The organism is Edaphobacter sp. FHG110511_03, assembly GCF_059115365.1.
This window is the reverse complement of record NZ_JBZYWL010000003.1, coordinates 64,905-91,108: the sequence shown is the minus strand read 5'-3', so window position 1 is coordinate 91,108 and position 26,204 is coordinate 64,905. Positions and strand designations below refer to the sequence as shown.

The 26,204-nt window shown below is 56.4% G+C and carries 23 protein-coding genes; 10 read left to right on the top strand and 13 right to left on the bottom strand.

The window, feature by feature from the left end; genetic code table 11:
• Positions 1-52: 52 nt before the first annotated feature.
• Positions 53-1,114 carry a LacI family DNA-binding transcriptional regulator gene (locus tag AC5S26_RS13830; protein WP_494185495.1) on the top strand — a complete coding sequence of 354 codons (1,062 nt, stop codon included), beginning with the start codon at positions 53-55 and terminating at the stop codon, positions 1,112-1,114.
• Here AC5S26_RS13830 and AC5S26_RS13825 read toward each other — a convergent pair.
• The 5 genes from AC5S26_RS13825 to AC5S26_RS13805 form a co-directional block, all read right to left on the bottom strand.
• The gene (locus AC5S26_RS13825; RefSeq protein ID WP_494185494.1) at positions 1,111-3,294 is read right to left on the bottom strand and encodes a formylglycine-generating enzyme family protein; all 2,184 of its coding nucleotides are present in this window, start codon (positions 3,292-3,294) and stop codon (positions 1,111-1,113) included. The genes AC5S26_RS13830 and AC5S26_RS13825 overlap by 4 nt on opposite strands.
• Before the next feature lie 63 nt (positions 3,295-3,357).
• Complete coding sequence (locus tag AC5S26_RS13820) at positions 3,358-6,606, bottom strand: TonB-dependent receptor (protein ID WP_494185493.1); 3,249 nt, start codon at positions 6,604-6,606, stop codon at positions 3,358-3,360.
• Positions 6,607-6,907: 301 nt separating this feature from the next.
• Positions 6,908-9,346 carry an arylsulfatase gene (locus AC5S26_RS13815; RefSeq protein WP_494185492.1) on the bottom strand — a complete coding sequence of 813 codons (2,439 nt, stop codon included), beginning with the start codon at positions 9,344-9,346 and terminating at the stop codon, positions 6,908-6,910.
• 426 nt (positions 9,347-9,772) lie between these two features.
• The gene (locus AC5S26_RS13810) at positions 9,773-10,114 is read right to left on the bottom strand and encodes a DUF488 domain-containing protein (protein WP_494185491.1); all 342 of its coding nucleotides are present in this window, start codon (positions 10,112-10,114) and stop codon (positions 9,773-9,775) included.
• A gap of 7 nt (positions 10,115-10,121) precedes the next feature.
• A complete protein-coding gene (locus AC5S26_RS13805) occupies positions 10,122-10,502 on the bottom strand; it encodes an MGMT family protein (protein ID WP_494186115.1) in 381 nt (126 codons plus the stop codon).
• Between the two features lie 211 nt (positions 10,503-10,713).
• Here AC5S26_RS13805 and AC5S26_RS13800 point away from each other — a divergent pair, with 211 nt between their 5' ends.
• The 4 genes from AC5S26_RS13800 to AC5S26_RS13785 are packed head-to-tail and all read left to right on the top strand — an operon-like array spanning position 10,714 to position 15,516.
• On the top strand, positions 10,714-11,454 hold the full coding sequence (locus AC5S26_RS13800; RefSeq protein WP_494185490.1) for a response regulator transcription factor: 741 nt from the start codon (positions 10,714-10,716) through the stop codon (positions 11,452-11,454).
• Positions 11,455-11,465: 11 nt separating this feature from the next.
• Entirely contained in the window at positions 11,466-13,247 is a 1,782-nt protein-coding gene (locus AC5S26_RS13795) for an ATP-binding protein (protein ID WP_494185489.1), read from the top strand.
• On the top strand, positions 13,244-14,824 hold the full coding sequence (locus tag AC5S26_RS13790) for a hypothetical protein (RefSeq protein ID WP_494185488.1): 1,581 nt from the start codon (positions 13,244-13,246) through the stop codon (positions 14,822-14,824). The genes AC5S26_RS13795 and AC5S26_RS13790 overlap by 4 nt, the downstream gene beginning before the upstream one ends.
• The gene (locus AC5S26_RS13785; RefSeq protein ID WP_494185487.1) at positions 14,824-15,516 is read left to right on the top strand and encodes a hypothetical protein; all 693 of its coding nucleotides are present in this window, start codon (positions 14,824-14,826) and stop codon (positions 15,514-15,516) included. The genes AC5S26_RS13790 and AC5S26_RS13785 overlap by 1 nt, the downstream gene beginning before the upstream one ends.
• Before the next feature lie 434 nt (positions 15,517-15,950).
• Here the strand turns inward: AC5S26_RS13785 and AC5S26_RS13780 are convergent, their stop codons facing one another.
• Both AC5S26_RS13780 and AC5S26_RS13775 read right to left on the bottom strand, forming a co-directional pair.
• Complete coding sequence (locus AC5S26_RS13780; protein WP_494185486.1) at positions 15,951-16,274, bottom strand: DUF2934 domain-containing protein; 324 nt, start codon at positions 16,272-16,274, stop codon at positions 15,951-15,953.
• Positions 16,275-16,372: 98 nt separating this feature from the next.
• A complete protein-coding gene (locus tag AC5S26_RS13775) occupies positions 16,373-16,663 on the bottom strand; it encodes a hypothetical protein (RefSeq protein ID WP_494185485.1) in 291 nt (96 codons plus the stop codon).
• A gap of 106 nt (positions 16,664-16,769) precedes the next feature.
• On the opposite strand from AC5S26_RS13775, the gene AC5S26_RS13770 reads away from it, so the two are divergent.
• The 4 genes from AC5S26_RS13770 to AC5S26_RS13755 all read left to right on the top strand — a co-directional run bounded on the left by AC5S26_RS13770 (position 16,770) and on the right by AC5S26_RS13755 (position 19,667).
• Positions 16,770-17,684 carry a hypothetical protein gene (locus tag AC5S26_RS13770; protein WP_494185484.1) on the top strand — a complete coding sequence of 305 codons (915 nt, stop codon included), beginning with the start codon at positions 16,770-16,772 and terminating at the stop codon, positions 17,682-17,684.
• Between the two features lie 12 nt (positions 17,685-17,696).
• The gene (locus tag AC5S26_RS13765; protein ID WP_494185483.1) at positions 17,697-18,128 is read left to right on the top strand and encodes a hypothetical protein; all 432 of its coding nucleotides are present in this window, start codon (positions 17,697-17,699) and stop codon (positions 18,126-18,128) included.
• A 107-nt stretch (positions 18,129-18,235) separates the two neighbouring features.
• Positions 18,236-18,877 (top strand): O-methyltransferase, encoded by a 642-nt coding sequence (locus tag AC5S26_RS13760; protein WP_494185482.1) that lies wholly within the window; start codon positions 18,236-18,238, stop codon positions 18,875-18,877.
• Positions 18,878-18,995: 118 nt separating this feature from the next.
• A complete protein-coding gene (locus AC5S26_RS13755; protein ID WP_494185481.1) occupies positions 18,996-19,667 on the top strand; it encodes a BON domain-containing protein in 672 nt (223 codons plus the stop codon).
• Between the two features lie 14 nt (positions 19,668-19,681).
• Here AC5S26_RS13755 and AC5S26_RS13750 read toward each other — a convergent pair whose 3' ends face one another.
• The 6 genes from AC5S26_RS13750 to AC5S26_RS13725 all read right to left on the bottom strand — a co-directional run bounded on the left by AC5S26_RS13750 (position 19,682) and on the right by AC5S26_RS13725 (position 25,184).
• On the bottom strand, positions 19,682-22,336 hold the full coding sequence (locus AC5S26_RS13750; protein ID WP_494185480.1) for an ABC transporter permease: 2,655 nt from the start codon (positions 22,334-22,336) through the stop codon (positions 19,682-19,684).
• 34 nt (positions 22,337-22,370) lie between these two features.
• Positions 22,371-22,697 carry a PadR family transcriptional regulator gene (locus AC5S26_RS13745; protein ID WP_494185479.1) on the bottom strand — a complete coding sequence of 109 codons (327 nt, stop codon included), beginning with the start codon at positions 22,695-22,697 and terminating at the stop codon, positions 22,371-22,373.
• Between the two features lie 89 nt (positions 22,698-22,786).
• Positions 22,787-23,599, bottom strand: a complete 813-nt coding sequence (locus AC5S26_RS13740; protein ID WP_494185478.1) for a LytR/AlgR family response regulator transcription factor — start codon at positions 23,597-23,599, stop codon at positions 22,787-22,789.
• Positions 23,600-23,638: 39 nt separating this feature from the next.
• Positions 23,639-24,184, bottom strand: a complete 546-nt coding sequence (locus tag AC5S26_RS13735; RefSeq protein ID WP_494185477.1) for a zinc ribbon domain-containing protein — start codon at positions 24,182-24,184, stop codon at positions 23,639-23,641.
• The gene (locus tag AC5S26_RS13730) at positions 24,181-24,570 is read right to left on the bottom strand and encodes a hypothetical protein (protein ID WP_494185476.1); all 390 of its coding nucleotides are present in this window, start codon (positions 24,568-24,570) and stop codon (positions 24,181-24,183) included. Before AC5S26_RS13730 ends, AC5S26_RS13735 begins: the two co-directional genes overlap by 4 nt.
• On the bottom strand, positions 24,567-25,184 hold the full coding sequence (locus AC5S26_RS13725) for an RNA polymerase sigma factor (protein ID WP_494186114.1): 618 nt from the start codon (positions 25,182-25,184) through the stop codon (positions 24,567-24,569). The genes AC5S26_RS13730 and AC5S26_RS13725 overlap by 4 nt, the downstream gene beginning before the upstream one ends.
• A gap of 207 nt (positions 25,185-25,391) precedes the next feature.
• On the opposite strand from AC5S26_RS13725, the gene rlmB reads away from it, so the two are divergent.
• Positions 25,392-26,192 (top strand): 23S rRNA (guanosine(2251)-2'-O)-methyltransferase RlmB, encoded by an 801-nt coding sequence (gene rlmB, locus AC5S26_RS13720; protein ID WP_494185475.1) that lies wholly within the window; start codon positions 25,392-25,394, stop codon positions 26,190-26,192.
• The last annotated feature ends 12 nt before the right edge of the window (positions 26,193-26,204 follow it).

Here is a 26,204-nt window from a genome sequence, read left to right as displayed (position 1 = left end):
ATGCACGATGATTCGCAATATAGACTCGTCTTCAAAAAACGATTGAGGATTCATGGCAACTATCAAAGAGATTGCAAAATTGGCGGGTGTCTCCATCGGGACGGTTTCCAATGTGCTCAACGGCCTGCCTACAGTAAGAGAGGCCGCCCGAGATCGTGTACACGCGGCAGTTCGCGAATTGGGATATCAGCCCTCCGTGCTAGGCAGAGCGCTCCGTAGAGACAAGACTGACATGATCGTGATGATCATTCCCGACATAATGAATCCCTTCTTCCCCAGCGCCGTGCGTGGGGCAGAGGATGTTGCATTCAATAATGGATTTCGCCTCGTCCTATGCAACTCCGATAACGACTTCAAGAAAGAGACGACCTATCTCCATGAGATGCGGACCTACCGACCGTCGGGACTCATCATCGTTCCGGCAGACCTGAGCAAGGGTACGGAGGAGGCGAAGGAATACCTGAAGACGGGGTGCGGCGTCGTCTACATGGATCGCATTCCGCCGAAATGGCGTGGCGACGCGGTGACCAGCGCCCATGAGCAGGGTGCTTACGCCGCAGCTCAACATCTTATCGGTTTGGGACACCGGAGGATTGCGACGATCACCGGCCCATTGCCAGGACCCAGTGCTCAGGCACGTCTCGATGGTTATCAGCGAGCCATGAAAGACGCGCGTTTGCCCATACCAGCCGACTACGTACAACAGGCTGAGTTCAACAAAGCCGCAGGGCACAAGAAGGCTGCGGTGCTACTGGGGCTTGCACAACGGCCAACCGCAATCTTCGCTGCGAACGACTTGATTGCGTTTGGCGTCCTGGCAGCCGCGCGAGAGGTCGGACTTCGCTGTCCGCAGGATCTGTCCCTGGTGGGATACGACAATCTGGATGACAGTGATGCGACGGTGCCTGCGTTGTCCACTGTAGATCAATTCGCTTATAAACTTGGAGCCGACGCTGCACAGATCGTCATCGATCGCGCGCGGGGAGCCGATGGCGCGGCAAGAAGAATCTCACTTGCGCCTCAGCTGCGGCTCAAGGAATCAACAGCGGCGCCAATGAAGAGCGACGATTCGAAAAAGAGCCGAGCGATTAATCCTCGTCTCAAAACTCACTAGGAACCGGATTCTGCATCGGCCACGCAGCGAAACCCGATAGTCGCTGCGCGATCTCGACCGGGAGACATCAGCAGGTATTTACCATGCTGGTGGAGATCATATGCCTCCGGGAAATACCATACAGACCCTGCAGGCTTGTAATAGCTTCCACCGCGGAGAATGGCTGCGCGTGTGTGTTCGTCCGCATACTCATCAGTCCACTGCCAAACATTCCCGACGAGATCCTCGATACCAAACGGACTGGCGCCGTGAGGATGCGCGTCTACTCGATCGGGGCCGGAGGCGCTATGCGATCGATTGACTGCAGGAACCATCGACGGGTCCCATTCTGCGCCCCACGGATAGTTGCGACCGTCCGTTCCCTGAGCCGCAACCTGCCACTCCCATTCATGCGGAAGACGCTTGTGGGCCCATGCAGCGTAGACGCGTGCATCCTCAAGCGAGACCCAGGTTACGGGTTTGTCCGCCCAGCCGTCGGGATAGATCCCTTTTGACCAGTCGCGCAGAAAGTTATGATCGTCTCCGGGCCGGTAGTTCGTTGCATCCATAAATTTTTTGAACTGCGCGTTGGTGACCGGATACTTGTCGATATAGAACGGAGCGACCTGCATCCGATGACGATGATGACGACTAGCAATGCTTTCCCAGGGATACTGGACATCGACACCAGCAAGATTTCCTCCTTCAATCTCGATTCCATCGACGTCGAAATCAAACTGCGGCGCTGCGATGCGAATCATTCCCTCCGGTGTGGTCTCATCTTTTTTTGTGGGTTTTACCTCGGTTATGGTCTGCTTGAGAACAGTCGAATCCTTCGAGAAACTATCCAACCGGACGCCGTTCAACGTCTTCATCTCGCCAAGAAACTTTTCAAGATCGGGTTCCGGGGAGGCTGTAGCGAGTACAGCGCCAAATCCATTGGCCTCGATGTCAAAACTGAGGGTGATGTGTTCTCCCGTTGTAGCGGGCTTTAACTCAACTCCATGCCAAAGATCGAAGTAATGTAAGCCGGGCTTCACGGGAAGCGATATCTGTTCGCCCGCAATGTCGTATTCGTTGCGATTGATGATGGTCCAGAGCGTCTGATTCCCTTCTGGCCATTTACTGGCGTAGACCTGGAAACGCAGGGTCGGAGTGTGTGGCTCCCATTGAGCACTGGTTAGATTCGGCGCAAACTTCCGCTCAATCTTCGCGATGCGGCGAACCGTCTCCGAATCGCGAGATGTCATGCCATTCCAGATCCCCCAGATATTTTCCCAGGTCTCCATACCGACGCCGTTGAAGAAGGCGTACTGCAGGTCAACATTCTTGTCTCGCTGCCAGCGATCAGAGATGTTGGTCATATGGCGAGGCTCAAGCCATTTGTACTTATCGACAAACTCGGGTCCCGCTACGCCAAGATACCTTCTCGCCGGGCCCTGCTGCTGTACAGGTCCCTGGGGAACTGCCTGAGCCCACATCATATTGTTATAGGCGAGTGCCTCATCCTGAGTAAGATGCTCAGGTTCAAAAGCGAGCGGATGACCAGCTTTATCAGAGGCGACACGAAAAGAACGCGGTACGGCGATCATCGTATCGCCGTTCACGCCATCGGCCCCCACAGCTGCGAGCTGTTCCGCGAGCATATCCGGTTCCGGCTTGTCGGGGTTGTGCGTACCCTGATCCCACAACATAACGGGAAAGAGAACACGCACCTTGCGGCGATGAAAGTCGGCAATCATTTGCCTGATTCCTTCGATGCCCCCAGGCATATCGTGAAACATATCGAACTGGTTACGGCTATCGATCCCGATATTGGGATACGTCGGCCATACAAGCACTGCGTCGATGCCCCCATAACGCTTCTCGAGATCGTCAAGATAACGGTCGACCGTATACTTCCCCGCAACTGGATCGTAGAAATAGCGATCCTCAATCATCATCTGCGGCTGGATGTAACTGCTTTGGGTCCAAAGCAACTCAGGACGCTTATATTCGGCGTCGTCGTAACCGATACGCTTGAGTTGCTCGACCCGCCAGCGCTTCATGTCTGTGAACCATTTGGCAAAGCTCTCCGACTCGGCAGGCCCGTCAAGAAGCGATCCGTTTACACGGACAGCGGGATCCTGCCCAAACAAATCAGCTCCGCGAAGGAGGAACAAGATAAAAAGAGCAGCAGCAAAAAATGATCTCTTGGGCATTAATTCAATTCTCCAGAAACACAGCGATAAGCTTAACCGGCTCATTTGTCATGGGACCATCCATCAAAACGCCAGCTTGAGAGCGAACTGTACGATGCGCGGTGCAGAAGCGCCAGATATGGTCCCAAAAGCCGGACTGCTTCTCGTACTGTTCGGGTTGTTCATGTTCACATTGTTGAAGACATTGAAAACGTCACCCCGGAACTGGAGATTCGTCTCGTGGTAAATCTGGAATGTCTTGAACGCGGAGAGATCCGTATTGATGTACTTCGGACCATAAAGCATATCGAACTGTGCATTCCCATAAGGAGTTCCTAAGGGGAGTGAAGCAAACGCAGCCGTGTTGAAGAACTGGTTTTTTGTGTCGACTCGTCCTCTCCCACCGGGAAGTATGGGATTGCCCACAACGTTTGGCCTGTCGTTATTGTTGCCATCAAAGTTTGTATCTGTCCCCGAAGTTATATTGAAGGGCTGCCCGGACCGAAGCGAGGTGATGCCATTGATCTGCCATCCACTCAGGACCTGCTTCCCAAGAAGTCCGAAGCGAGTCACTCCCGGAAGCACATAGATATAGGAAACAACAAAGTTATGAGGCACATCGATCGACAGGACGCCTCGGCTGCTGCCCACATCATAGGCGTTGACGACCGGTCCAAAGCCGATGACCTTGGACCACACATAAGCCGCCTGCAAAGAGAAGTGGCGATCGAATCTTCGGGAAAGCGTCGCCTGTAGCGAATGATAGACAGTGTTGGACTGAGGTCCGGCAATAGAGATCGAAGCGAAAGTGTATTTCCCCGGAGTCGGCTGATAAGGACGGCGCGCATTCTGCTGGGCAGTGCTGCCGCACGTAGCACTGGTGCAGGTGGGCTTATAGATCGGAGAGTTTTGATCAGTGGTGATGTAGAAATGCCTGCCGAGGTTTCCGACATAACGAACCTCGGAACTCCATTTTGTTCCATACTGCTGTTGAATTCCCAAGCCGTATTGTTGAACCGAGGGAATGTATTTGTTATCCACTGGCATACCGAAGATATTGGCTCCTGAGAGGAACACCGCGTTTGCAGGATCGGCTGTATATGGGAATGGATCCGCAGCAGGAGCAAATGGTGTAACCAGGTTAGGAGTCTTTGCGACGGTCACCGAGCGCGAGAATGGCTGCTGAACCAGGTTGTTGGAGACCGAGACCTGATCGATCGCCGAGTAAAAGAGTCCATACGATCCGCGAACAGAAGTCTTGCCTGTTCCAAAAACATCATAGGCAAAGCCAAATCTCGGAGCGAAAGTGTTCCAGGGCGTGTGCAGTATCCCATCCGGGATGCCCTTATCCCCTGAAAAAACAAGTCCAAGTGGAGCGGTTGGAAAGCGGGTAGATTGAACGCCAGGCACGAAGGTGGCGGTGTTGTTCTGGCCGGTATACATCGGGTAGTACTCCCAACGAAGTCCCAGATTGAGACTCAACCGAGGAGTGATTCGCCAGTTATCCTGGACAAACAGCGATGGATCCTGCGAATGGCTGCGAAAGAATACCCCGTTATTCTGAGTGAGTGAGTTCGCTTTGCCTTCGAGAAAATCTGCGAGAGCGTTGCCGGTCGTCGAGCCGGTAAAGGCAAAGAGTCCGTTCGAAGATGCGCCCCCAGTGCTCGAAAAACGATGCCACATGTAGGAGCCGCCGAACTTCAACTGATGCTTTCCTAGATCCCAATTGAAAGTATCCGAGGCACCCAGCGTTGAGGAAGGCAAATCATTGGGACCGGCATTGCTGGTTCCCATTTGCCAGTAACCCGTGACATTGAAATAAGGCTGCGCGTTGTAGTTCCCTCCCATGGCGGCTTGGCTGCCAAGATCGGGAAGCATATGCTGATTGCCGTAGATGTTCGCAATAATGTAGTGATTCAGCGAGTAGAAAGCGCGAAAGTTGTTCACCTTGTTTGCTGAAACGGTCCAGGTGTCGCTTGCGACGCCGTTGTATTGTCCCTCATAGTTCGTCATACCGGCATAGCTAACAATCTGATTTCCGCCAACCGTGGGAGCATTCGACGTTCCACGGGACATGAAGAACATGCCCGACAACTGGTGATTCTGGCCCAGGTGATAGTCCACACGCGCTATCCCGTGATCAGCTTTGAGGTTTGCATTAGCTGCCTGTTGATCTGGACGTCCATAGCCCGAACCCGGTGCGGAACTGCCTACAGGAACGAACGCGAGGACGTTTTGCGCAACCGGATCCAGTAGATTCGGGCAGATGACATATTGAACGCCATTGCACGAAACATTGGGCCGCAATGCTGCAGGAGAGCTACGAAAATCTCCCTTGCGTTCGAGAGCCGTCGGGGTGATCAGCGAGGAAGAAGCGACATTGGCTGGCTGGCTGACACGAAGACCTTGATAACTGACAAAAAAGAAAGCCCGGTCTCTCAACTTTGGGATGGGACCACCAAAGTTCGCGCCAAACTGGTTCTGATGCAATGGTGTCACGGTCGTCAGAAACCAATTCTTCGCATTGAAGATGTTATTGCGAATGTACTCATAGAGCAGACCATGATACTGGCTCGTACCGGAACGCGTAATTGCCTGCACGACGCCACCTGCCGAACGGCCAAACTCCGCATCGAAGTTACTCGTCAGAACGCGAAATTCTTGAAGCGCATCGGGATTCGGGAGCAGATTGCCACCAAATCGCCAAACATTTGTGTCGTACGAGCCATCGAGATAGTATGCCGTGTTCTCCGCCGGAATTCCATTGACGATAATCTGAGTTCCCTGTCGCGATCCGGTCGGCACATCAGGAGCATAGTTCGTAACTCCTGGCAACGTAGGAAGAAGGTCATACGCATTTCGACCGTTGAGCGGAAGATCCTGAATTCGTTTTTGTTCAATAGTCTCGCCAATTTGCGACTCACGTGTGTCGACAAGATTTGTGTCCGCCTGAACATCGACATTCTGATCCATGGAACCGATCTGCAACTCGAAATTTATATGTACGCTCTGTGCGGCATCGAGGCGAACACCGTTCTGCGTTTGTGTCTTGAATCCTCCAATCTGTGTTGCTACAGCGTACTCGCCAGGATCGAGCACAAGAAACGTATAGTCTCCGGTCGAATTCGTTTGTGCCGCCTTCTTCACACCGGTCTGGGCATTGGTTACCGTAACCCCGGCATTCGGCACAACTGCTCCGCTTGTATCCGTCACCGTTCCGTAAATCGATCCGGTAGTCGTTTGAGCATTGGCATCTCTGCTGAGTGCAACCAAAAGCAACAAAGCAACACAAATTGAAAGGGCTTGGTGAACGATATTGTTTTGACGATGCATGGAAAATCCTCCCGGCTGATGCGGTAGATGTCGCTTTCATAGCGGCTAAAAGAGCCCTCTCGCCTAGACCTGGGAGAGTCATGACCAGAGCTCCCGCATTTTTGAAACGGTCCAAATGAAACGTTTCATTTCAGCGAAAGCTAGCGTATATGCGCTATTCAGAAACTGTCAACAATAAATTTGAGGGGTGTTCGCGCGAATCTCATCGCACATGCAACAGGAGTCACAACAACAAGCCGCAGCGCCGCGCACGAAAGCGCGGCGGCACTGCAGAAGATAGATCTGTTGGACCGAACTGTCTTTAGGAATGCCCATCGTTTTGTGCGGCGGCTTTCTCTTTGGGACTGGCGGCGCCTTCGCGATCATGCAGTTCCAAAGTCACGGACTCGATTGTACCCGAGAAGCGATTTGGACTATGGTATTCGGTGCTGACCGCTGAGCCAAGATCACTGCCGACGTCCAGTGTTTCCGCTGCTGACCAATAACCTCCACCTGCTGGAACATTAAGGAAGCTGGTCGTTGCTTCCTGCTTTCCATTCAGAGAAAGCGAACCTGTACCTGGGAACGGGTTTCGGTCACCGGTACTGGCCGAGGCAGCCTGACCCTGAGATTTCTTCGGTTCGGGTAATACCTCCACAATGATCTCTGAATGGCCTTTCGGTAGCGGCTGTTTCGATATAAGCTGTCCGGCTGAATGGCCGAACGAGTTGATCTCAAAGTAAACGTGATTGTTCTTTACGAAGAGCGTGAACCCTCCATATCTGCCCCCTTGCGCGAAGATCGTTCCTTCGGCGGTGCCATTGCTTTCAATGTCGGCCCGAATGGTATAACCGGTCCCTGCTCCTGTATGGGGGTTCATCGAATCTGCGAGGCGCTCGACTCCACTGCGGAAGACGAACTTGTTTCGCTTGTCTTCAGGTCGATTGATTAATTGTCTGAGCGGCAGTAGAGGGTAGACGAAATTGCGATTCGCTTCAGAGTCGAAAAGCTTTTTCATCTCTGCCAGTTTTTCCGGATATTTGGAAGCCAGGTTCTCAGATTGGCTGTAGTCCTCGTTGAGGTTGTAAAGCTCCCATGAATGCGTGTTGTCATTCAGCAGCTTTTCCGGTTCGTAACCAGGGCTCCCAATGCGATCCCATGAAGAGCGCAGCAGATTGCCTGCCCACCAACCGTCTTTATAGATGGCCTTGTTTCCATTCGTCTCGAAATACTGGACGTGATGGCGGCTCTGCGCACTGGGCTGATCGAAGGTATAGATCAGGCTAGTGCCTTCGAGTTTGGTTTGCTTGACTCCATCTATGACATCCGGTGGCTTGATACCCGCGGCTTCATAGATGGTTGGAGCGATGTCATTCAAATGTCCAAACTGGCTGCGCAGACCACCCGTCTGCTTGATACGCGTAGGCCAGGAGATGATCATGGGATCTCGCGTACCGCCAAGGTGGGAGGCATCCGCCTTCGTGCCTTGAAAAGGTGTGCAGAACATCCATGCCCAGGGCGCCGCCGTAGCGTTCATGTAGAGTTCGCTGCCTAGTTCATCGTCGGCTTCTGCTCGTTGTGCGATGGTCTTCAATTGTCCATTGATTCGCCGCATATCGTAGCCGGTGGGGCCGTCTTCGCCGCTGCCGCCGTTGTCGCCGAAGATCTCAATCACAAGAGTATTGTCCTCCTGTCCTTCATCCCGAATTGCCTTCAACAGACGTCCAATTTCATGATCAGTTTGAGCTGTAAAGCCGGCATAGACTTCGGCCTGCCGTGTAAGCAGTTTCTTCTCAGCAGGCGATAAAGAGTCAAAAGCGGCAAGCCCCTCAGGTCGGGGATTCAATTTTGCGTTCTGCGGAATCACTCCAAGCTTTTTTTCACGCTCGAAGATTTCTTCACGCATCTTGTCCCAGCCCTCATCAAATTTTCCCTTGTACTTGTCCGCCCATTCTCTGGGCACTTGATGCGGGGTATGCGTAGCGGCGGTCGCGAAATACATGAAGAATGGCTTGTCGGGTGCCGCGGCATCGTGGCGATGCAGCCACCTTATCGCATCGTCGGTCAGATCAGCGGTCAGGTTATAACCGTCCTCGACCTTCTTGACTGGCTCTACAGGAGTCGTATTGCGATAAAGCCGCGGATAGTATTGATTATCGAAGGCACTAAGGAAACCATAGAAGTACTCGAAGCCCTCGCCCGTAGGCCAACGATCAAATGGCCCTCCCGCATTAATCTCCCATACCGGCGTGTTATGCCATTTGCCAAAAGCGGCGGTATTGTAGCCGCTCTCCGTAAGAACCTTGGCGATAGAAGCCGAGCTTTTCGGCCAGACCGAGTTGTATCCCGGATATCCCTGCGCATGCTCGGTGATCGTACCGAAGCCAATCTCATGGTTGTTGCGGCCGGAGAGCAACGCTGCACGGCTCGGCGCACAAATCGCGTTCACATGGAACTCGTTGTAACGCAATCCCCGCGTCGCCAGCTTTTCAAAATTAGGAGTGGCAACTGGACCACCAAAAGTGGACGTCGTGGAGAAGCCAACGTCATCTACGAGGATCAGGAGAACATTCGGTGCACCTTTAGGGGCGTGCACTTCGTCAGGCCAGGCCGGTGTCGCCCGACGTGCGTCGTGGTCAATCTTGCCTGCGAATCGCCCCTCAGAAGCAGGCAACACTGTCTGCGCGTGAAGCAGGCTGATCGATAGGGTTCCCAGGCTCCCCGCAAGTATTGCCCGTCTTGCTATACCAGATATTCTCACAGCGTCAGTCTCTCCATCACATTCCAGGAATGTCATCGCATGAAACGATTCATTTAGAATGTCCTTTCTACTGCGTATAATCCCGCATCGTCAAGCCCCCTTGAGATAAAACTCGCAATTCATAGAAATTATCTGCAACGGGGAGGATCTATCCGCGACTTGGCATTCAAGGCTCCTGTTTAGGATGAAAACCAAATCGAAACGAATTTCTGATTAGAAAAATTTGCATCATTTTGTTTCACCGCCTCGTGCGCAATATAGGATCGCGGATCGATTGTGAGTCTTAGCTCGGCGAATGCGTCGGTTGGAATCAACCTTGTTGCCTACATCTATATGGACTAGGCATCTGGATTGAGAAACAAGAAGGAACAGTGCCTAATACAGATAGGCACCCTAATTACAGATAGGGACTCTCCGCGATCATGGCTACCGGAGAAATGCCTGCAATACAACAGCCTGATTATGCTGTTCATCCTTAGCACCGTAGACGAGTGTCACGGGTCCCGTCGCAGCGTATTCCTTAATCGCGTTGATCTCTTCCGACCTTGTCTGAAGCTCCGCTCTATATCGATCCCGAAATACCGTAAACTTGGCCGGATCGTGGTCAAACCAAGTGCGCAGCTCCGGCGTGGGGGCAATCTCTTTCAACCAAAGGTCGATGTGCGCGTCCGCCTTGCGAAGTCCACGAGGCCATAAACGATCTACGAGGATTCGGGTGCCATCACTCTTCGCAGCTGCTTCGTAAACGCGTTTGATTCGGACTTCCATGGCTGACTCAGTCAAATGTCTCCCAGCTTCGCAGAGCATATTCGTGCTTATCCATATCTACTCGCTTTCCAAGAAATTTAACGCCCTCGCTCTTTAGGCGCAATCGCTGCTCGTCCGCCGCGTCGAAGCGTAACTTGATCTCACCGCCAGCCCCCACCACTCGGTGCCATGGCAACACATTGGCCAGTTCCGTACGAAGGAGGCGGGCAACGGCACGATGGTAGAGAGGATAGCCCGCCGCAGCCGCAACTTTTCCGTAAGTCGAGACCTTTCCTTTAGGAATGGAGCGGATGATTCTCTGAAATGCCTCGTCGCGGGTCTTATCGCCTTTCGTCGAACGTTTCAGCAACCATCTCTTCAGATCGGGAGGTATTGGATCATGTCGCATCACGGATGATTCTCTTTCAGGAACTTACCTCAAAGTAAACCTATTTATTTCCAGCATCTTAGAGATATGACCCGACAGGAGAAATGATTTCGGCGGCCAAGATCCAATCCAAACCCTCCAACTGAACGTATTGTCTACGAATTGTCAGAAAATTGTCATTCCATACTCCCTTTCGATTTCAATGTGGTCGTAACGGAGTAAAAATACTTTTATGCTGCAAAATGACAAGATCGTGATGGATGCGAAGATCGCCGAAGTTCCTCCCTCTATGGGCGGAACCCAGATCCTTGTCATCGAAGATGACCCGAGGATGCAGAAGGTCCTCCACAGGATGTTTCGCGACCAGGGGTATGCGGTTACGCTATGCAGCGACGGGCAATCCGGTCTCGACACCTTTCGTGCCATCAAGCCCTCTGCAGTTGTGCTCGACCTTCTGCTCCCCAATGTCTTCGGACGAGATGTGTGCAAGATTATTAAAGCCGAGCAGCCCGAAACTCCCGTCATCGTGGTCAGCGCTGTCAGCGAGGTCGCCGACAAGGTTCTCCTGCTCGAATTGGGTGCCGATGATTACGTCACCAAGCCGTTCAGCCCCCGGGAGCTGATGGCCCGGGTTCAGGCCGCCCTGCGCCGCCGGCACAAGCCAATTGCTACGGTCACCTATTCTTTTGGTGATTGCGAAATCGACTTCGCCAAGATGAGCGCCCGACGTGCCGAGAAGGCCATCGCCCTCACCGCGCATGAGTTCAAATTGCTGAAATACTTCGTCGAGCACGCCGAACGGGTCCTCAGCCGTGAAGAGCTGCTCAACGAAGTCTGGGGATACCAGTCCTACCCCACCACCCGGACTGTGGATAACCATATCCTCAAGCTGCGGCAGAAGCTGGAACCCGACTCAGCCGAGCCCCGCTACCTGCAAACGGTATATGGTGCAGGCTATAAGTTTGTCCCTTAAAGGAAGGTTCCGTGTTAAGCGATAGCCACGGACCTGGTGTCCGGACTCGTGTCCTTCTGCTGATCTCGCTGGTCCTCATCATCGCAGCGACCACATGCTCCAGCTTGTTCATCATCCGAAACAGGCTCAGGCAGCGTGCGCGGGAAATCCTTGCCTCTGAGCTTCAAAACTCCGTCGGAACTTTTCAGGATCTCGAAGCCCGCAGGCTCTCCGCTCTCGAGCGCGAAAACGCCCTGCTGGCCAGCCTTCCCAGCCTGAAAGCGCTGATGACTACCAGTGATTCCAGGACCATTGCAGATGGCGCGGTTGACTTCTGGAAAACCGGGGGAAATGATCTCTTCGCGCTCGCCGACCCCGACGGCACAGTCCTCGCCGCAGACGCGCAGGAAGTAGACAGCAGCGTTCTCAAGAGCGATCTGCAGCGTGGAATCCGGGATCCCGCGAAGCGCTACCTTGTCAGCGCCGGCCACTTGTACGAGTATTCAGTCCGTCCGCTCTATTTCGGCAGCGAGAAAACCGGAACCCTCCTCGGTTATGTGATCAGCGGTTATGCCATCGATCAGCACTTTCTATTGGAGATTGGGCGCGGAGCCGGGGCCGAAGCCGCCTTCGTGACCGGCAACTCCATCGCTGTCACCACCCTCCCGAACGAGAAGCAAGGCGCCTTGCGGGCAAGCATTCCCTCTCTGGATCCCAGCAGCGAGAACATTATGAGATCCGGAAGCGAGCGTTTCCTGGCCATCAGCCGGGATCTGACCGCTGCCGCTGATTTTCCCCTGCGCCTGGTCATCATGAAGTCGTTCGACGCCACAGACCGCGCGGAACGCGAGATTAACCGGCTTGTCTTCCTTGTCGGCCTGCTCGCCATGATCGCCGGTGCCATCTTAATGATTCTTCTCGCCCGTATGGTGACGCGTCCGCTCGAGCATCTTGCCACAGGAGTACGGGCGTTTGGCGAGGGGAACCCGCGATACTCCCTGCCTCAGGGCGGACCCCAGGAGGTTCGCTACCTAAGCCGTGTCTTCGCTCAGATGCGTGACGAGATTCAAAAGACTAATCGTGCTCTGCTCGAATCCGAACGGCTGGCGACAATCGGCCGAATGGCAAGCTCCGTCTCACACGATCTCAGGCACTACCTCGCTGCTGTATATGCCAATGCCGAGTTCCTCGCCTCTCCCATGCTGCCCGCCAATGAACGCGCAGAGCTGTTCGAAGAGATACGGCTCGCCGTGAATGGAACGACTGATATGCTCGATACTCTTCTGATCTTCGGCCGTACGGGAGCGGGCCTCCAACGCATCCCTCTCACAATGGACTCTCTGGTCGATCGAGCCGTCGCACTCGTTCGCACGCATCCCGACACTGAAGGAGTAACCCTTCACACGGAAAAAAGCTCTACGGACACGACGGCCGCGCTCGATGCAAAACAGATCGAACGTGCGCTCTATAACCTTCTGTTGAATGCCTGCCAGTCCGCGCGGCAGAGCCGTGGACAACGTGAGGTTGTCGTCTCCCTCCATGGCGACGAAACCACCGTAAGTGTCACCATCACCGACAGTGGACCGGGAGTTCCGGAGGGAATTCGCGAGATCCTGTTCGATCCCTTTGTGAGCCAGGGCAAACAGAAGGGCACCGGCCTCGGCCTAACCCTGGCCTGGAGTGTAGCGCGGGAGCATGGCGGCGATGTAAAACTGGTAAGTAGCCAAATGGGTAAAACCGTTTTTCGCCTCCAGGTCTCACGCCAGATGTCGCCAGGCCCAGCCAACACGCGGAGTCCCTTGCTCACGTCATGAACCGCAGTCCGGAACCCGGCAATCCGCCCTCGAGATTCCCAGCGCCGGGATTCTCAGGAGTGCGCCGCGTCCTCTACCTGGTTCCTGTGTTTCTTGCAGCGCTGTCGCTGCCGCACTCCGCAATCGCTCAAGTCTATGGCCAATCGCCTTCCGCCGAGACCACGGAAGAAAAGGTGCAAAAGCTGACTACCGCTGTTGCGCAGGCGCAGGCGCAAATGAATGCGTATCAAAACCAGCTGCAAGAGCTGCAAAAGCAGCTTGTCGCCCTGCAACAGCAGCTGGCCTCTGAGAGGTCCGGTACACCCGCTCCTGCCGCCCCACCGCCTGTAACGGTAACAGGCGAATCCACTTCGCAAGGCCCCTCCGCGGCCTCTCTTGAGGAGATTCGCGAACGCCAGGCCATCAATGAGTCGCAGATCGCGACCCACGAGCAGACCAAGGTAGAAACCGAGTCGAAGTATCCCCTCAAAGTCACCGGCCTGTTGCTGTTCAACGCTTTCGTCAATACACGCCAGGTCGACATAGCGGAAGACCCGACCTATGCGCTTCCGGGCAGTGGCAGTACCGGCCTCTCCCTTCGTCAGACCGTGCTGGGAATCGACGCTCGCGGACCACGGCTAATGGGAGCCGCCAGCGATGCCGACGTTCGTGTAGACTTCTTCGCCAATGGCTCTCAATCAAACTACGCGGCCAATGGCCTGCTTCGGCTGCGTACCGCGCATGCAGGTCTCAACTGGGATCGCACCCGCGCATTTGTCGCGCTCGATCGGAGTCTTATCGCTCCTTACACCCCAAGTTCTCTGGTCGCGGTCGGTGAGCCTCCTTTGGCGTGGAGCGGAAACCTGTGGTCGTGGGTTCCCCAGATCGCTGTCTCCCATCAGATTCCGCTACACGATTCCATGCTGAAACTGGCAGCTGGTCTGGTGAGTGTTCCCAACCCTCCACGTCTAGGCGCGACCACCGCCACAACTCCCCCGCCGGCCTGGCAGTCCGAGCGCAGTCGATGGCCCGGGACCAACGCCAGGATCGCCTTTGCCAAGGGAGAGAATGGTCAGGGCCCCGAGATCGGCGTAGGAGGCTACTTCAGCCCGCACATGACAAGCAGCAATGTCCGATTCAATGCCTGGGCAGGAACTTTGGATCTGCGGCTCCCTCTCGGCTCCCACTTCGAGTTTTTGTCGAACGTATATAGAGGGCAGGCTCTCGGCGGTCTCGGCGCCGGGGGATATGTGGATTATGTGTACGAGTACTTTCCAACAACAAGAGTTCTGCATCCTCTGGATGACATCGGGGGCTGGGCTCAGCTCAAATTCAAAGCGAGGGAACGGCTGGAGTTCAATGGCGCTTACGGCATCGACAATCCCTTTGCCAACGATATCCGCCGGAGCCTCGTGAGTTCGCCCACCGAACCCTACTCCGGACTCTCTCGAAACCGCACAGTCTTCGGGAACGTCATCTATAGTCCCAGCTCCTATCTGCTCTTCTCTCTCGAATACAGGAAGTTGTGGACAAACTACGCCGCCGGCCCGACGAATTCCAGCGATGTAATCGGCCTCGGCGCAGGGTACCGGTTCTGATGTCGAGACGGACGAGCGTCCTGATGCTCGCCCTGGCGAGCGGTGCGGCTCTCGGCTGCAGCAATCCTCTTCGCGCTGCGGAAGTTTCGGGTCATCTCTCAATCAAACCGCCTGCGCAGGAGAAACCCCCTGCAGCGGTCATCTGGCTGAAGTCTCTGCGAGAGGATCTCCCTCGCCCTGTTACTCCTGGACGGTTCACGCTTCTGCAGAAAAACAAGACCTTCACACCCCATCTTCTGGTCGTCCCTCTGGGCAGCAGTGTTGCATTTCCAAACACCGACCCCTTCTTTCACAACGTCTTTTCGCTCTTCGACGGCAGGCGCTTCGACCTCGGGCTCTATGAAGCAGGTTCCACCCGCAGTGTCGTCTTCTCCCGGGAGGGAGTTTCGTACATCTTCTGCAATATTCATTCCGAGATGAGCGCAGTCGTCATCACGTTGAACACCCCGTACTACAGCATCGCTGACTCAAAGGGCGAGTTCCGGATTGCAAGCGTCCCCGACGGTGACTATGACCTGCACATATGGATTGAAGGGCAACGCCAGAATGCTCTCGACAAGCAAACCAGGCGCATTCACATATCCGGCGACAGCGCCGATCTGGGAGAGATTCGCTCCGACCAGCCCGACCGCGAGCCGCATCACAATAAATTTGGCCGCTCCTACGACGTGGATACCCACCCGATCTACTAACTTCCGCTCCGCGCATACAACAAATCTCGTCTCGGCGGTCTATCTCACCTGCCTCATATCCGTGCCGCCCACCATCTACACATCCTACACATCGCTAGTAGAGGAATCCCGCTCTTCATGCAGAACTTTGCATGTATCACCTTGCTCTATGCGTTGGATTCTGCCTGCGCGGCAATCCGCAAGTCGCTTGGAACAGGATTCATATCCCGGCGAACTCGCCTCTGTTCTCGATCACCGGCGACCTGTTCAACGGACCTGTATCCCTCATGAGTGCCGGTGGCTCGGAAATGCACTCTTCGCCCTGGCTAGTGCCACGTTCCATCCGGTTCTATCTTTTTTGCATTCGCAATCGGCGGCCCCGGAAAAATAATCCTCTGCGCCGCCGATCCCGTTCCTGCGAATAGAAGGACTTGCCGCCTACATCGGAAACTCACCTAGTGCTCCGACCGAAGCTCCCGTTCAGCGCGTTGCCAGTCCTGCTCGTGATGCCCATGCTGCCTACCGCGATCCACAAAATACCCATGCGCCCGCTCTGCGATCTGGGCATGGGTCGGCGATGTCTTCGCCCTGGCCGGAATAGCCGCGGACTCCGTGATCGGCGTTTCATTCACGGCGTTCGCAGCGGGTTTCTTCTTCGGAACAGATGGTTTCGGTGCCGCAGCTTTTACCTTCTTCTCCGCTGTGACATCCTCAGGGGTTGCAGCCGCCTTCTTCACCGGGGCTTTCCGTGGCTTCTTCTTCTCACCTTCGACACTCATCGCAAACTCTCCTCACCTGGGAATCTTTGCCTCAACGTGCCGGGCATCTGCCTCTAGTCTAGAAGACCATGCGGCTCTGCGCCTCTTGCGAATTGCCCCTAGCGATCAAAAAAGACAGGATTCCGTTCGATCCACCAGCAGGGTTTGCCTCCTGCCTGCGGTAGTCCCTCCGGCAGCAACGATCGCGTGCACCGCACTTCCATCCTGCCATCCGGGTAATACTGCTCCTTGTTTCCCTTAAGCGGAGCTACAACAAACCGGTCGACCGACATCACTCCATAGCCGCCACCAGCCAGTGTTCTTCCCTGCCAGACCAGCCAATCCGAAGCCCATATCACCGCTGCCCCCGCAAGCACCCACAACAACGCCCGCAACGCCAATCGAGCCACGCTCGCCTCCGCAATGCGGCCTGTCCGGCGCCGCGAATGCCTCTCTCTTGAAAGTAAATGGTCGTTCGTCTTGACAAAACGAAACCGCACGAATTTCCCTTGCATCATGCGCAATCGAAAACTTTTGCCGGGCCTGCTCTGCGTCTGTCTGCTTTCGCTGGCCGGTTGTTCTCTGTCTCCGCTGGCACGCAACACGGCTGCCTTCTCCAGCGCCGCAAGCCTCGTCGTCGAGAACACCCGGAACGCCTACCGTGCCGCCGTGCGGCTCAACGAAGAAGCCCAGGCGTCTCTGCTCGTCGCTCGATTCGACACTCCCCAACCGATGGATCCCCATTCCATCCGCCCTCTTATCGACGAAAAGGGCCTCAAGGCCCGCAGCGACGTCCTCGATGGGCTCCGCACCTATGCACAGACCATCGCCGACCTCTCCAGTGGCGTCTCCTCACCCAAACTCGACGAGGCCGCTGCCGCATGCGGCTCGAATCTCAAGTCCCTGGGCGATGCTCTCGCAGCTTCCACCCCCATCGGGATCAACATCACCTCCACCGAAGCCAATGCCGCCAGTACCGCTCTCAAGGCGCTCGGCGATTTTCTTGTCAGTCGGCAGGTCAAATCTTCCGTTCCCAGGGTCATTCGCGACATGGATCCCAATATCGAGGCCCTCTCGAAGCTGCTCTCCAGCGATCTTGGAATCCTCCGCGACCAGGCTGGTCGCGACTACGAACAACTTCTCGCCCAGCAGGACGGTTTCATCCGCCACGCCGGCTCCTCGCTCTCCGCCGGGGAACGCCGTGCGGAGATTGAGCGACTTCCTCGCATCCTCGCCAATAAAAAGGCGACCGACGATATGCTCGCCGACCTCCAGAGCTCTATCCAGAAGCTAGCCGTCACCCATCACGCGCTCGCCGTGGCCGCGACCAGCAAAGACAGTGCATCCCTCCAGGCCCGCATCGCCGATCTTCGCGCCTCCGCCGAAGGTTTGGCTACCTTCTATGAATCCCTTTCCGCGAGTTCCAAATAAAGGACGGACTCCATGCCACCTAAGAAAATCTCTGCGAAGAAAACGGCCTCTCCAGCACAGCTCCCGGCCGCAGCCGCCGCACCACCGGCCACTCCCCCCTCCAACCTCCCTCCTGCACTTACGAATCCCGACATCGTCGAGGCCTATAAGGCGCTCTACGACATCCTCGGCCGCGCCTATTGGGACGCCTCCGATCTCAACGCCAAAGATACAATTCAAGGCGCCCGAGACCACATCTATGAGATCCTTACCGACCTCAATCGGGCAAAGCTCGAAGCCAATACAGCTCTCTTTCTTGCCCTGAAATCAAAGATCGACGACAACAACAAAGCTCTCGATGACATCAAGGAAAAGATCAACTGCATCACAAAAAACATCTCCACCGCATCGAGCGTGATAGCTGCCATTGCCAAGGTCCTCAGCATCGCACCCGCACTGTTATAAAAGTCGCTCCAGGCTCGACGCAGCAAAGCACAATTGCCTCGCAGGTGATGGAAGGCGCCGGAGCTTTCGCTGCCTCCCTATAATGAAAACCGGAAGGTCGCCGCAGAATGGGTTTGTTCAAAAAGAAGATCAAGCAGGAGCATAAGGTCATGCTTCAGGCGGAACGTGCTGCCGGAGTTCTCCTGCCCGAATACCACCGAGCCACTCCCGAGTGCCCCCACCCCGAGCGCTGGCACATGTACGACTCGATGACTGCGGAGGCGGAGGTCCTCGAATTTCTTTACACCCTCGTAACCACCCTCAAGCCGTCTCTCGTCGTCGAGACAGGCTCCTTCCTCGGCGTCTCCACCCTCTGGATCGCGAAGGCCCTCAAGGCAAACGGCTTCGGCAAGATCGTCTCCTGCGAATTCGACCCCGTCGTCTTCGCCAAAGCCAGGGAGAAGATCGCTGCCTCCGGTCTGGCGGAGTGGATCGAGCTTCGGAACGAATCCTCTTTGGAGATGCAGGTCGAGGGAACCATCGACCTGTTCTTCTCCGACTCCGATATGCCCATCCGCGAAGCCGAGGTCAAACGCTTCCTCCCCCAGATTCGGCCCACTGGCCTCATCCTGATGCACGATGCCAGCTCGCACCTGAAAGTCGTCCGTGACGCAGCCTTCAAGATGGAATCCGAGGGCCTTCTGTCCTGCATCTTCCTTCCCACGCCAAGGGGACTCGTTCTCGCGCAAAGACGGGAAGGACGATCCTAGTGAATCCTTCGAATCTCCAGGATGCCTTCCCCCGTAGACCCATGCTCTGGACCACGTACGAAATCTCGTTTATCTTCATCTCGCCAGACGTTTTTTTTGATGCTTAAGGAGATCTCTCATGGCTCGACTTACCGCAGCATCCTGCCTTGCCGCCGCGCTCTTCTCTCTCACCCTGGCAGTTCCTACGGCTGCGCCGGCGCAAAACGTCCAGCAGGCTGCCCCTCTATCCCAGGAGGACGGCACTCGCATCGTAAATGACGTTCGCAAAAAACTTCTCAGCCTCAATAACTATTCAGTCTTCGACTGGATCACTTTTGGCTTCAAAGGAAGAACTCTGGTCCTGAATGGATACGCCTCTCGGCCTGTCCTCAAAGACGATGCAGGTCGTGCCGTCAAAAATATTCCGGGTATTGCAGGAGTGGACAATGAGATCAAGGTCCTGCCCCTCTCCCCCAACGACGACCGCATCCGCGCTGCGGTTTATAACCGCATCTACACTCAGGCAGCCCTGCGCAAATACAACGCCAACCAGGGATCGCTTGCCCAGGCCATGGGACCTGGAGGCCGCAGTTTCGGAATGATGGCTGGTGGAATCACCAACAATCCTCCAATCGGCTATCACGCTATCCACATCATCGTGAACAACGGACACGTCACACTCTATGGAGTCGTTCTCAATCAGAGTGATTCCACAATCGCTTTCATGCAGGCGAACTCTGCCCCCGGCGCCTTCAGCGTCGACAACGATCTCGTCGTCCAGGGACAGGCACCCGGCAAAGAGCCACAGTAATCAGGCTGCAACACTCACTCCGCCCGCAGCGCCTCAATCGGGTTCACGCTTGAAGCCCGCCATGCAGGCGCTGCGGACGCCATAGCTGCAACCAGCAACAGCGTCGTTGCCATCACGACAAACACCATCGGGTCCAATGGTTTGGTTCCGTAAAGTAACGAACGGATAACGTAACCGACAGCCACACCGCCTCCTACACCGATCGCAAGGCCAGCCACTACCGGCCCCATCCCATCGCGCAGCACCATCCCAAGCACCTGTCCGCGCTGCGCACCTAACGCCATCCGTATCCCAATCTCTGTCACGCGTTGCGTGACAACATAGGACAACACTCCATAAAGACCCACCCCCGCTAAGATCAGCGACAACGCGGCAAACGCCAGCACGAGAGAAGCCGTAAGGCTCTGGTTCACTGTCGATTCGCCGACGATCTGCGGGATGGTAAGTACGTCGACTACGGGGAGCCGGGGATCGAGCGCGGCGATCTCTTTCTGGATGGGAATTGCATAGCTCAACGGATCGCCGGATGTGCGGACAACCAGGGTACGTCTATAGTTGTTGTCGCCTGAGAGGACCGGATAATACATCGTCGCCTTCGTCGGCTCACCCACGCGCCACAGCGTGTTGCCCACGACGCCGATGATCTCGTAGGTATCCTTCTTGTTCGTGATGTCTGTCCCCATCACGACCGTGCGCCCAATCACGTTCTCGCCGGAATAGTATCGCTTCACCAGCTCCTCAGTGACGATGACCTTCTTGGATTGATCCAGCCGATCGTGTCCGGTAAACACCCTTCCCGCAATCAGCGGAATGCCAAGCGTCCTGAAGTACGCGGGGTCCGCATACCGGATCATTGCATCAGGTTGTTTGTTGGATTCATAGTTCGGACGCTCTGGAACGATGAAGACTCGGTCGCCATCCCAACCAGCTCCCGGCACCGTTGAACCCAGCCCAGCCGACTCCACTCCGGGGATGCGCCTCACGCGTTCCAGCAGCGAGTCAGAGAAAGTAATGTTCTGTTCCGGCTTACTGTACTGATCCTTCGGGAGGCTGTATGCCACCGTCAACACGTGATCGCCTGGAATCCCCAGATCCGTCGTCCTCAGCTGCACAAAACTCTTCAGCAGCAGACCGGCGGCAATCAGCAGCACAACTGTCAGCGCAATCTCCACGCTCAACAACACTTGGCGCAGCCGCGCCCGCGACACGCTCGCTCCAACAGACCGCGAGGAATCCTTCAGCGCTCCAAGAATTCCCTTCTGCGTCGCCGAGAGGGCCGGCAGCAGGCCGGCAAGGAGGGCGGCTACGCAAATAACGCCAAACGTAAACAACACGATAACCCCGTCTACATGAACCGATTCCGCCCGCGGCAACCCATGCCAGTGCACCTTGAGCCACGCCGTCCCCGCCAGCGCCAGCACCAGCCCCAACACGCCCGCACACGCGCAAAGAATCATCGTCTCGGTCATCTGCTCGCGCAGCAGCGCAATGCGTCCGGCACCGAGAGCCCCGCGAATCGCCATCTCCTTCTGCCGTGCAGCGCCTCGAGCGACAAGCAGGTTGGAGACGTTCAGGCATCCGATCAGCAGCATGCATCCCACCGCCGCCATCATCAGCAGCAGTGGGGTCTTCACGTCCTCCACTAAATCGTCGATCATCGGGCGCGACAGCGCATCCTCTGCCACCGGGCTGCCGATGTACTCCATGTGCATCCGGTACTGCAGCGCACTCACCTCTTGGGTGGCCGTCTTCAGGCTCACACCCGGTTTCATTCGCGCGACGACAAAGGGATAGTGATTGTCATGCTCACCCAGCTTCTCTGCCGTCTTGCCGTCCGCGTAAGGAACCCATAGCTGCGACCGGGCATCGGGATATGCAAACGACTTCGGCAAAACACCAACGATCATGTACGGCTTTAAGTCCAGTTGAACGGTCTTCCCCACAATCGAAGGATCACCGCCAAATCGTCGCTGGAAGAAACTCCAGGTCAGCATAGCCACATGATCACTGCCGACCCTGTCTTCTTCTTCTCGAAACGTCCTGCCTAATGCCGGCTCAACGCCAAGTAGAGGGAAAAAGTTCCACGTCCCCTGCTGCGCCTTCACTACCTCAGGCAGCTCGCCATGGTCTCCGCTTACATTGAAGTTCGTCGAGTGATACGACGCCATGTCCTCAAATCCGTGGGTACTCTTGCGCCACTCGATGAAATCCCCTGGAGCAACAGGGTTATAGGGATTGCCAAGTGTGTTGGCGCGCCAGTGCTCGTAGACCATCACAAGGTTGTCCGAATCGCGAAACGGCAACGGCTCCAGCAGCACCGCGCGGACAACGGTGAACAGCGCCGTCGTAGACCCGATGCACAGCGCCATCACCGCAATCGCCGTGATCGCAAATCCGGGCGACCTGCGAAGACCGCGTGCAGCGTACTTTACGTCCCGTGCCAGCGTCTCCACCCAACCCCAGCTCCAACCGCGCCGAGCCTCATCACGCAACAATGTCGGATTCCCAAACTCACGCATCGTTGCCCTCCGTGCCTCTTCCGGTGTCTGTCCACGAGCCATGCGCTCGGCCTGTTCCTGCTCCAGATGAAACTGCATCTCTTCATCCAGCCTGGTCGTCTCGCTCTTCCGACGAAACAACGTCGCCGCCGATTTTCTTGTTCGATCCATCCAACGCATAAACACCTCGTAACAAATCGTTGGTCTAACTCTCGATCACAAGGTCGATCGCCGCCGATAGCCGTGACCACATCTCTCGTTCCTTCTCCAGCTGCGCCCGCCCCGCCGCCGTCAGCGAGTAGAACCGCGCCTGCCGGCCCGTCTCCGTCTCCGCCCACTTCGACCGGATCCAGCCCTGCTGCTCCAGCCTCTGCAGCGCCGGATAGAGCGAACCCTGTTGCACCTGCAGCACATCGTTCGAGATCTGCTGAATCCTCTTCGCAATCGCCCACCCATGCTTCGGCTCAAGCGACAGCGTCTTCAGAATCAGCAAACCCAGCGTTCCCTGCACTAAATCGTTCGGTTTTCCCATACTATGATTATCTACACAACTATGTTGTAGATTGTCTAGGCATCGATACGCAGCTTGATCCCGGATGGTTCCCGCGTTTCAAAAAAAAATTAAAGGTTGAAGAGTTCTTTCAGCCGCTTGGTCTGCGCCCGGCTTACTGGAATCTCCGTCTTCTTCGGATCGTCCATCCTCAGCTGGTAGCTCGACTTGAACCACGGCACCACCTCGCGGATGTGCTGGATATTCACCAGGAAGGACCGGTGCGCTCTCCAGAACGCCTCGGGATCGAGCTGGTCCTGTAACTCCTCTATCGTCCGGCAGTTCGAGTGCCCCTCAACTGTCGACGTCACGACCGTGATCGTCCCCTCATCGATCGAGGCGAAACAGATCTCTTTCTGATCCACCAGAAGAAGACGACTCTGCGCCCGCACAACCACCTTGCTGGTATGAGCCTTCGCCATCGGCGCTTGGGCCTGTTCCCCCATCAGCCGTAACAGCGCGTCCAGTTTGGACTCCGTATCGGCTGAAGTCCCTCCGTCCGTACGTTCACCCTGGGCCAGGCGGCTCTGTGCCTTCTCGATCGTCTGAAGCACCCTCTTGCGATCGAATGGTTTCAGCAGGTAATCCACTGCATTCACCTCGAACGCTCGCACCGCATATTGGTTATAGGCCGTGGCGAAGATCACCTGCGGCAGCGGCACCTTGCGATCAAGCAGTTTCTTCAGGACCCCGAATCCATCAAGTCCCGGCATCTGCACATCGAGAAACACCACATCCGGCCTATGCGTCCGGATCAGCTCCACGGCCTCGATTCCATTGGTCCCCTGGGCAAGGACATCCACCCCTCCCGCGCGCTCCAGCAGATACTGCAGTTCCTGCCGTGCCAGCGGTTCGTCGTCAATGATTAGTGCTGTAAGAGCCATCTCGACCGTTGGATGCGCTATACCGGTACAAACGCACCACTAGTCACTATACGCTCGCAGCCTCGCCGGAGCATGGTCCTGCGCAAGGTCATGTCCGCACTGCGTGCAGTAAACATCCGTAATCTGGACCCCGCGAAAGCATTGTCCGCATACCGGTGCCATCTGGAACTGGCACTGTGGGCAGAAGTGGCAGCTCGACGCAATCTCCGTTCTGCAATGCGGGCAGGGACGCAGCAGAGGCTGCCGCAAAAGAAAGTACACCACCGCGCCAATGCCGCCCGGCATCAGCACCACAATCAGCATCCACAGAGGTGCCGGCATCCTGCGCCGTTTCACATCACGGCTTACATAACCCACCAGCAGAACGTAGCTGGCAAAAGCTGTTCCCCACGAGTAGCCCATCAGCAGCCGCATCGGAAGCATCTCGTGCTTGTGGTGCGGCATCACCACATGGAAGAGATACTGAACCGCCGCGAAAACCGCTACCGCCAGCACAACCGACCACGCCGGGATCAGGCTCAGCTCATCTTCCTGCCCCGCCTGAAATTCGTTCAGGCGGTTCTCGTTGGAGATCGGGGACGTCATTGTGCCATCTCTCCCCTGGAACGCCTGCTCTGCGCACGGCGAAACCAGACCATCGCCAGCAGCGCGGCCGAAGCCGGAAGAAACCACAGCAGCAGCACCATGTACTGGTCGCTCGCGTCCGGCATTCCCGTCGGAGTTAGCTCATACTCGTCCAGCAGCGTCCATACGGCCGTCACCAGGATCACCAGCATCGACGCGCACACTGCCAGCGGTGCCCAAAGACTGCGGATCTGAGTCCGCCGCGCGGACATCTGTTTCGCGCGCTCCCGCACCACCCTGTGCGTCCGGTTCACCAGCGATGTCCGTGCTTCCACCTTCAACGAGGCCATCGCCTCCCGCGCCAGAGCCCTCTGGTGTTCCACCCCACCATCGATCAATTCGCTCATCCCCTCGCCTCCGCCACCGCAGGACGACAATTTCTCAGTCTTTCCAGCTCGGGTTTCAACGACGCCAGTCCCCGGTACAGTCGCGACTTCACCGTCGACAACGGCGCCCGCGTTACCCCGGCGATCTCCTCTAGCGACATCTCCTCATAAAACCGCAGCACCAGGACCTCGCGATACGAGGCCTCCAGGGTCAGCAGAACCTCGCCGACCTCCGCCGAGTCCTCCCTCGACGTAAATTGCTCGAGCGGAGAAGGCCCAGTCATCATCACCTCAAACGGCCGGTCGTCCTCATTGCTCTCGCTCATCTCATCCAGACTCGACATGGTTCGCTTCCGCGAAAGGTCGATGACAAGGTTGCGGGCAATCGTAAAGAGCCAGGTATCGAACCTCGCCTTGCCGTTGTACTGCGCGCCACGAACCAGAACACGCATCCAGGTCTCCTGGAAGAGATCCTCAGCCACCTCGCGACGCCCTGTCAGAAACAGCAGGTACCGCAGCAGACGGTGTTGATATTGTTCAATCAACTGGTCCATCAGCTCGGCGTCCTGCCGCTTGAGTCCACGCGCAATCGCCCCGTTCTCTTCCTGGGTCAGCGCGACCTGCGCCGCGGTTATGGATAGGGCTCCAGAGTTCACTGTGGTACTGACGCGAGATCCGCCTAAAAAGTCTCGGTCCTGAGACTTCTGGCCTGAAAAACCTCGCTTTGCATCGGAACGACCCACTCTCCGAATCTCCCGGCTAACTTTGTTCTTATCTTAATTATTGTAAGACGTTCCTTCCAGATTTTTGACGTCCTCCTATTCCCTGCGATACTTGATCTTATGGAAGTTCTCTACGGCCTCCACCCCGTTGAAGAGGCCATCCGGGCCGGCTCCGGTCGTCTCGACCGCATCTCCGTCGCCCGCGAGCGCCGCGACGCCAAGCTCGATCGCATCTCCTCCCTCGCCCGCTCCGCCGGAATCCGCGTCGCGGTTGAGCCCCGCGATCAGCTCACCCGCGTCGCCAAAACCGAGGCACACCAGGGCGTCGTCGCCTATCTTCGCGAAAGAGCGTTCCTTACCATCGAAGATCTTCTTGCCCCCGCGCCAAACGGTCGCCCCCGCTTCTTCCTCGCCCTCGACGGCATCGAAGACCCCCACAACCTCGGCGCCCTCCTCCGCACCGCCGACGGAGCCGGGGTCGACGGCATCCTCCTTCCCGAGCGACGCAGCGCGCCCGTCACCGCCACCGTAGCCAAAACCTCCGCCGGGGCCTCCGAGCACGTCCGCATCGCCCGCGTCACTAATCTCGTCCGCGCCCTCGAGCAGATGAAGAAGGCCAACGTTTGGGTCATCGGCCTCGATGAGCGCGGAACCCCCGATTACACCGACTTCGACTTCGCCACCGACTGCGTTCTCGTCCTTGGCCGGGAAGGCGCCGGCCTACACGACCTCGTCAAGAAGACCTGCGACCACCTCCTGCGCATCCCCATGGCCGGCCAGGTCTCTTCGCTCAACGTCTCCGTCGCCGGAGCCGTAGTCATGTACGAGGCCCTGCGCCAGCGACGCGCCTCCTCCGTCCAACCAAAGACCGCGACCGCACCTCCGACTGCCAAAAAGCGCAAAGGTCTCGGCAGCATTTAGCAGCAGGCACCC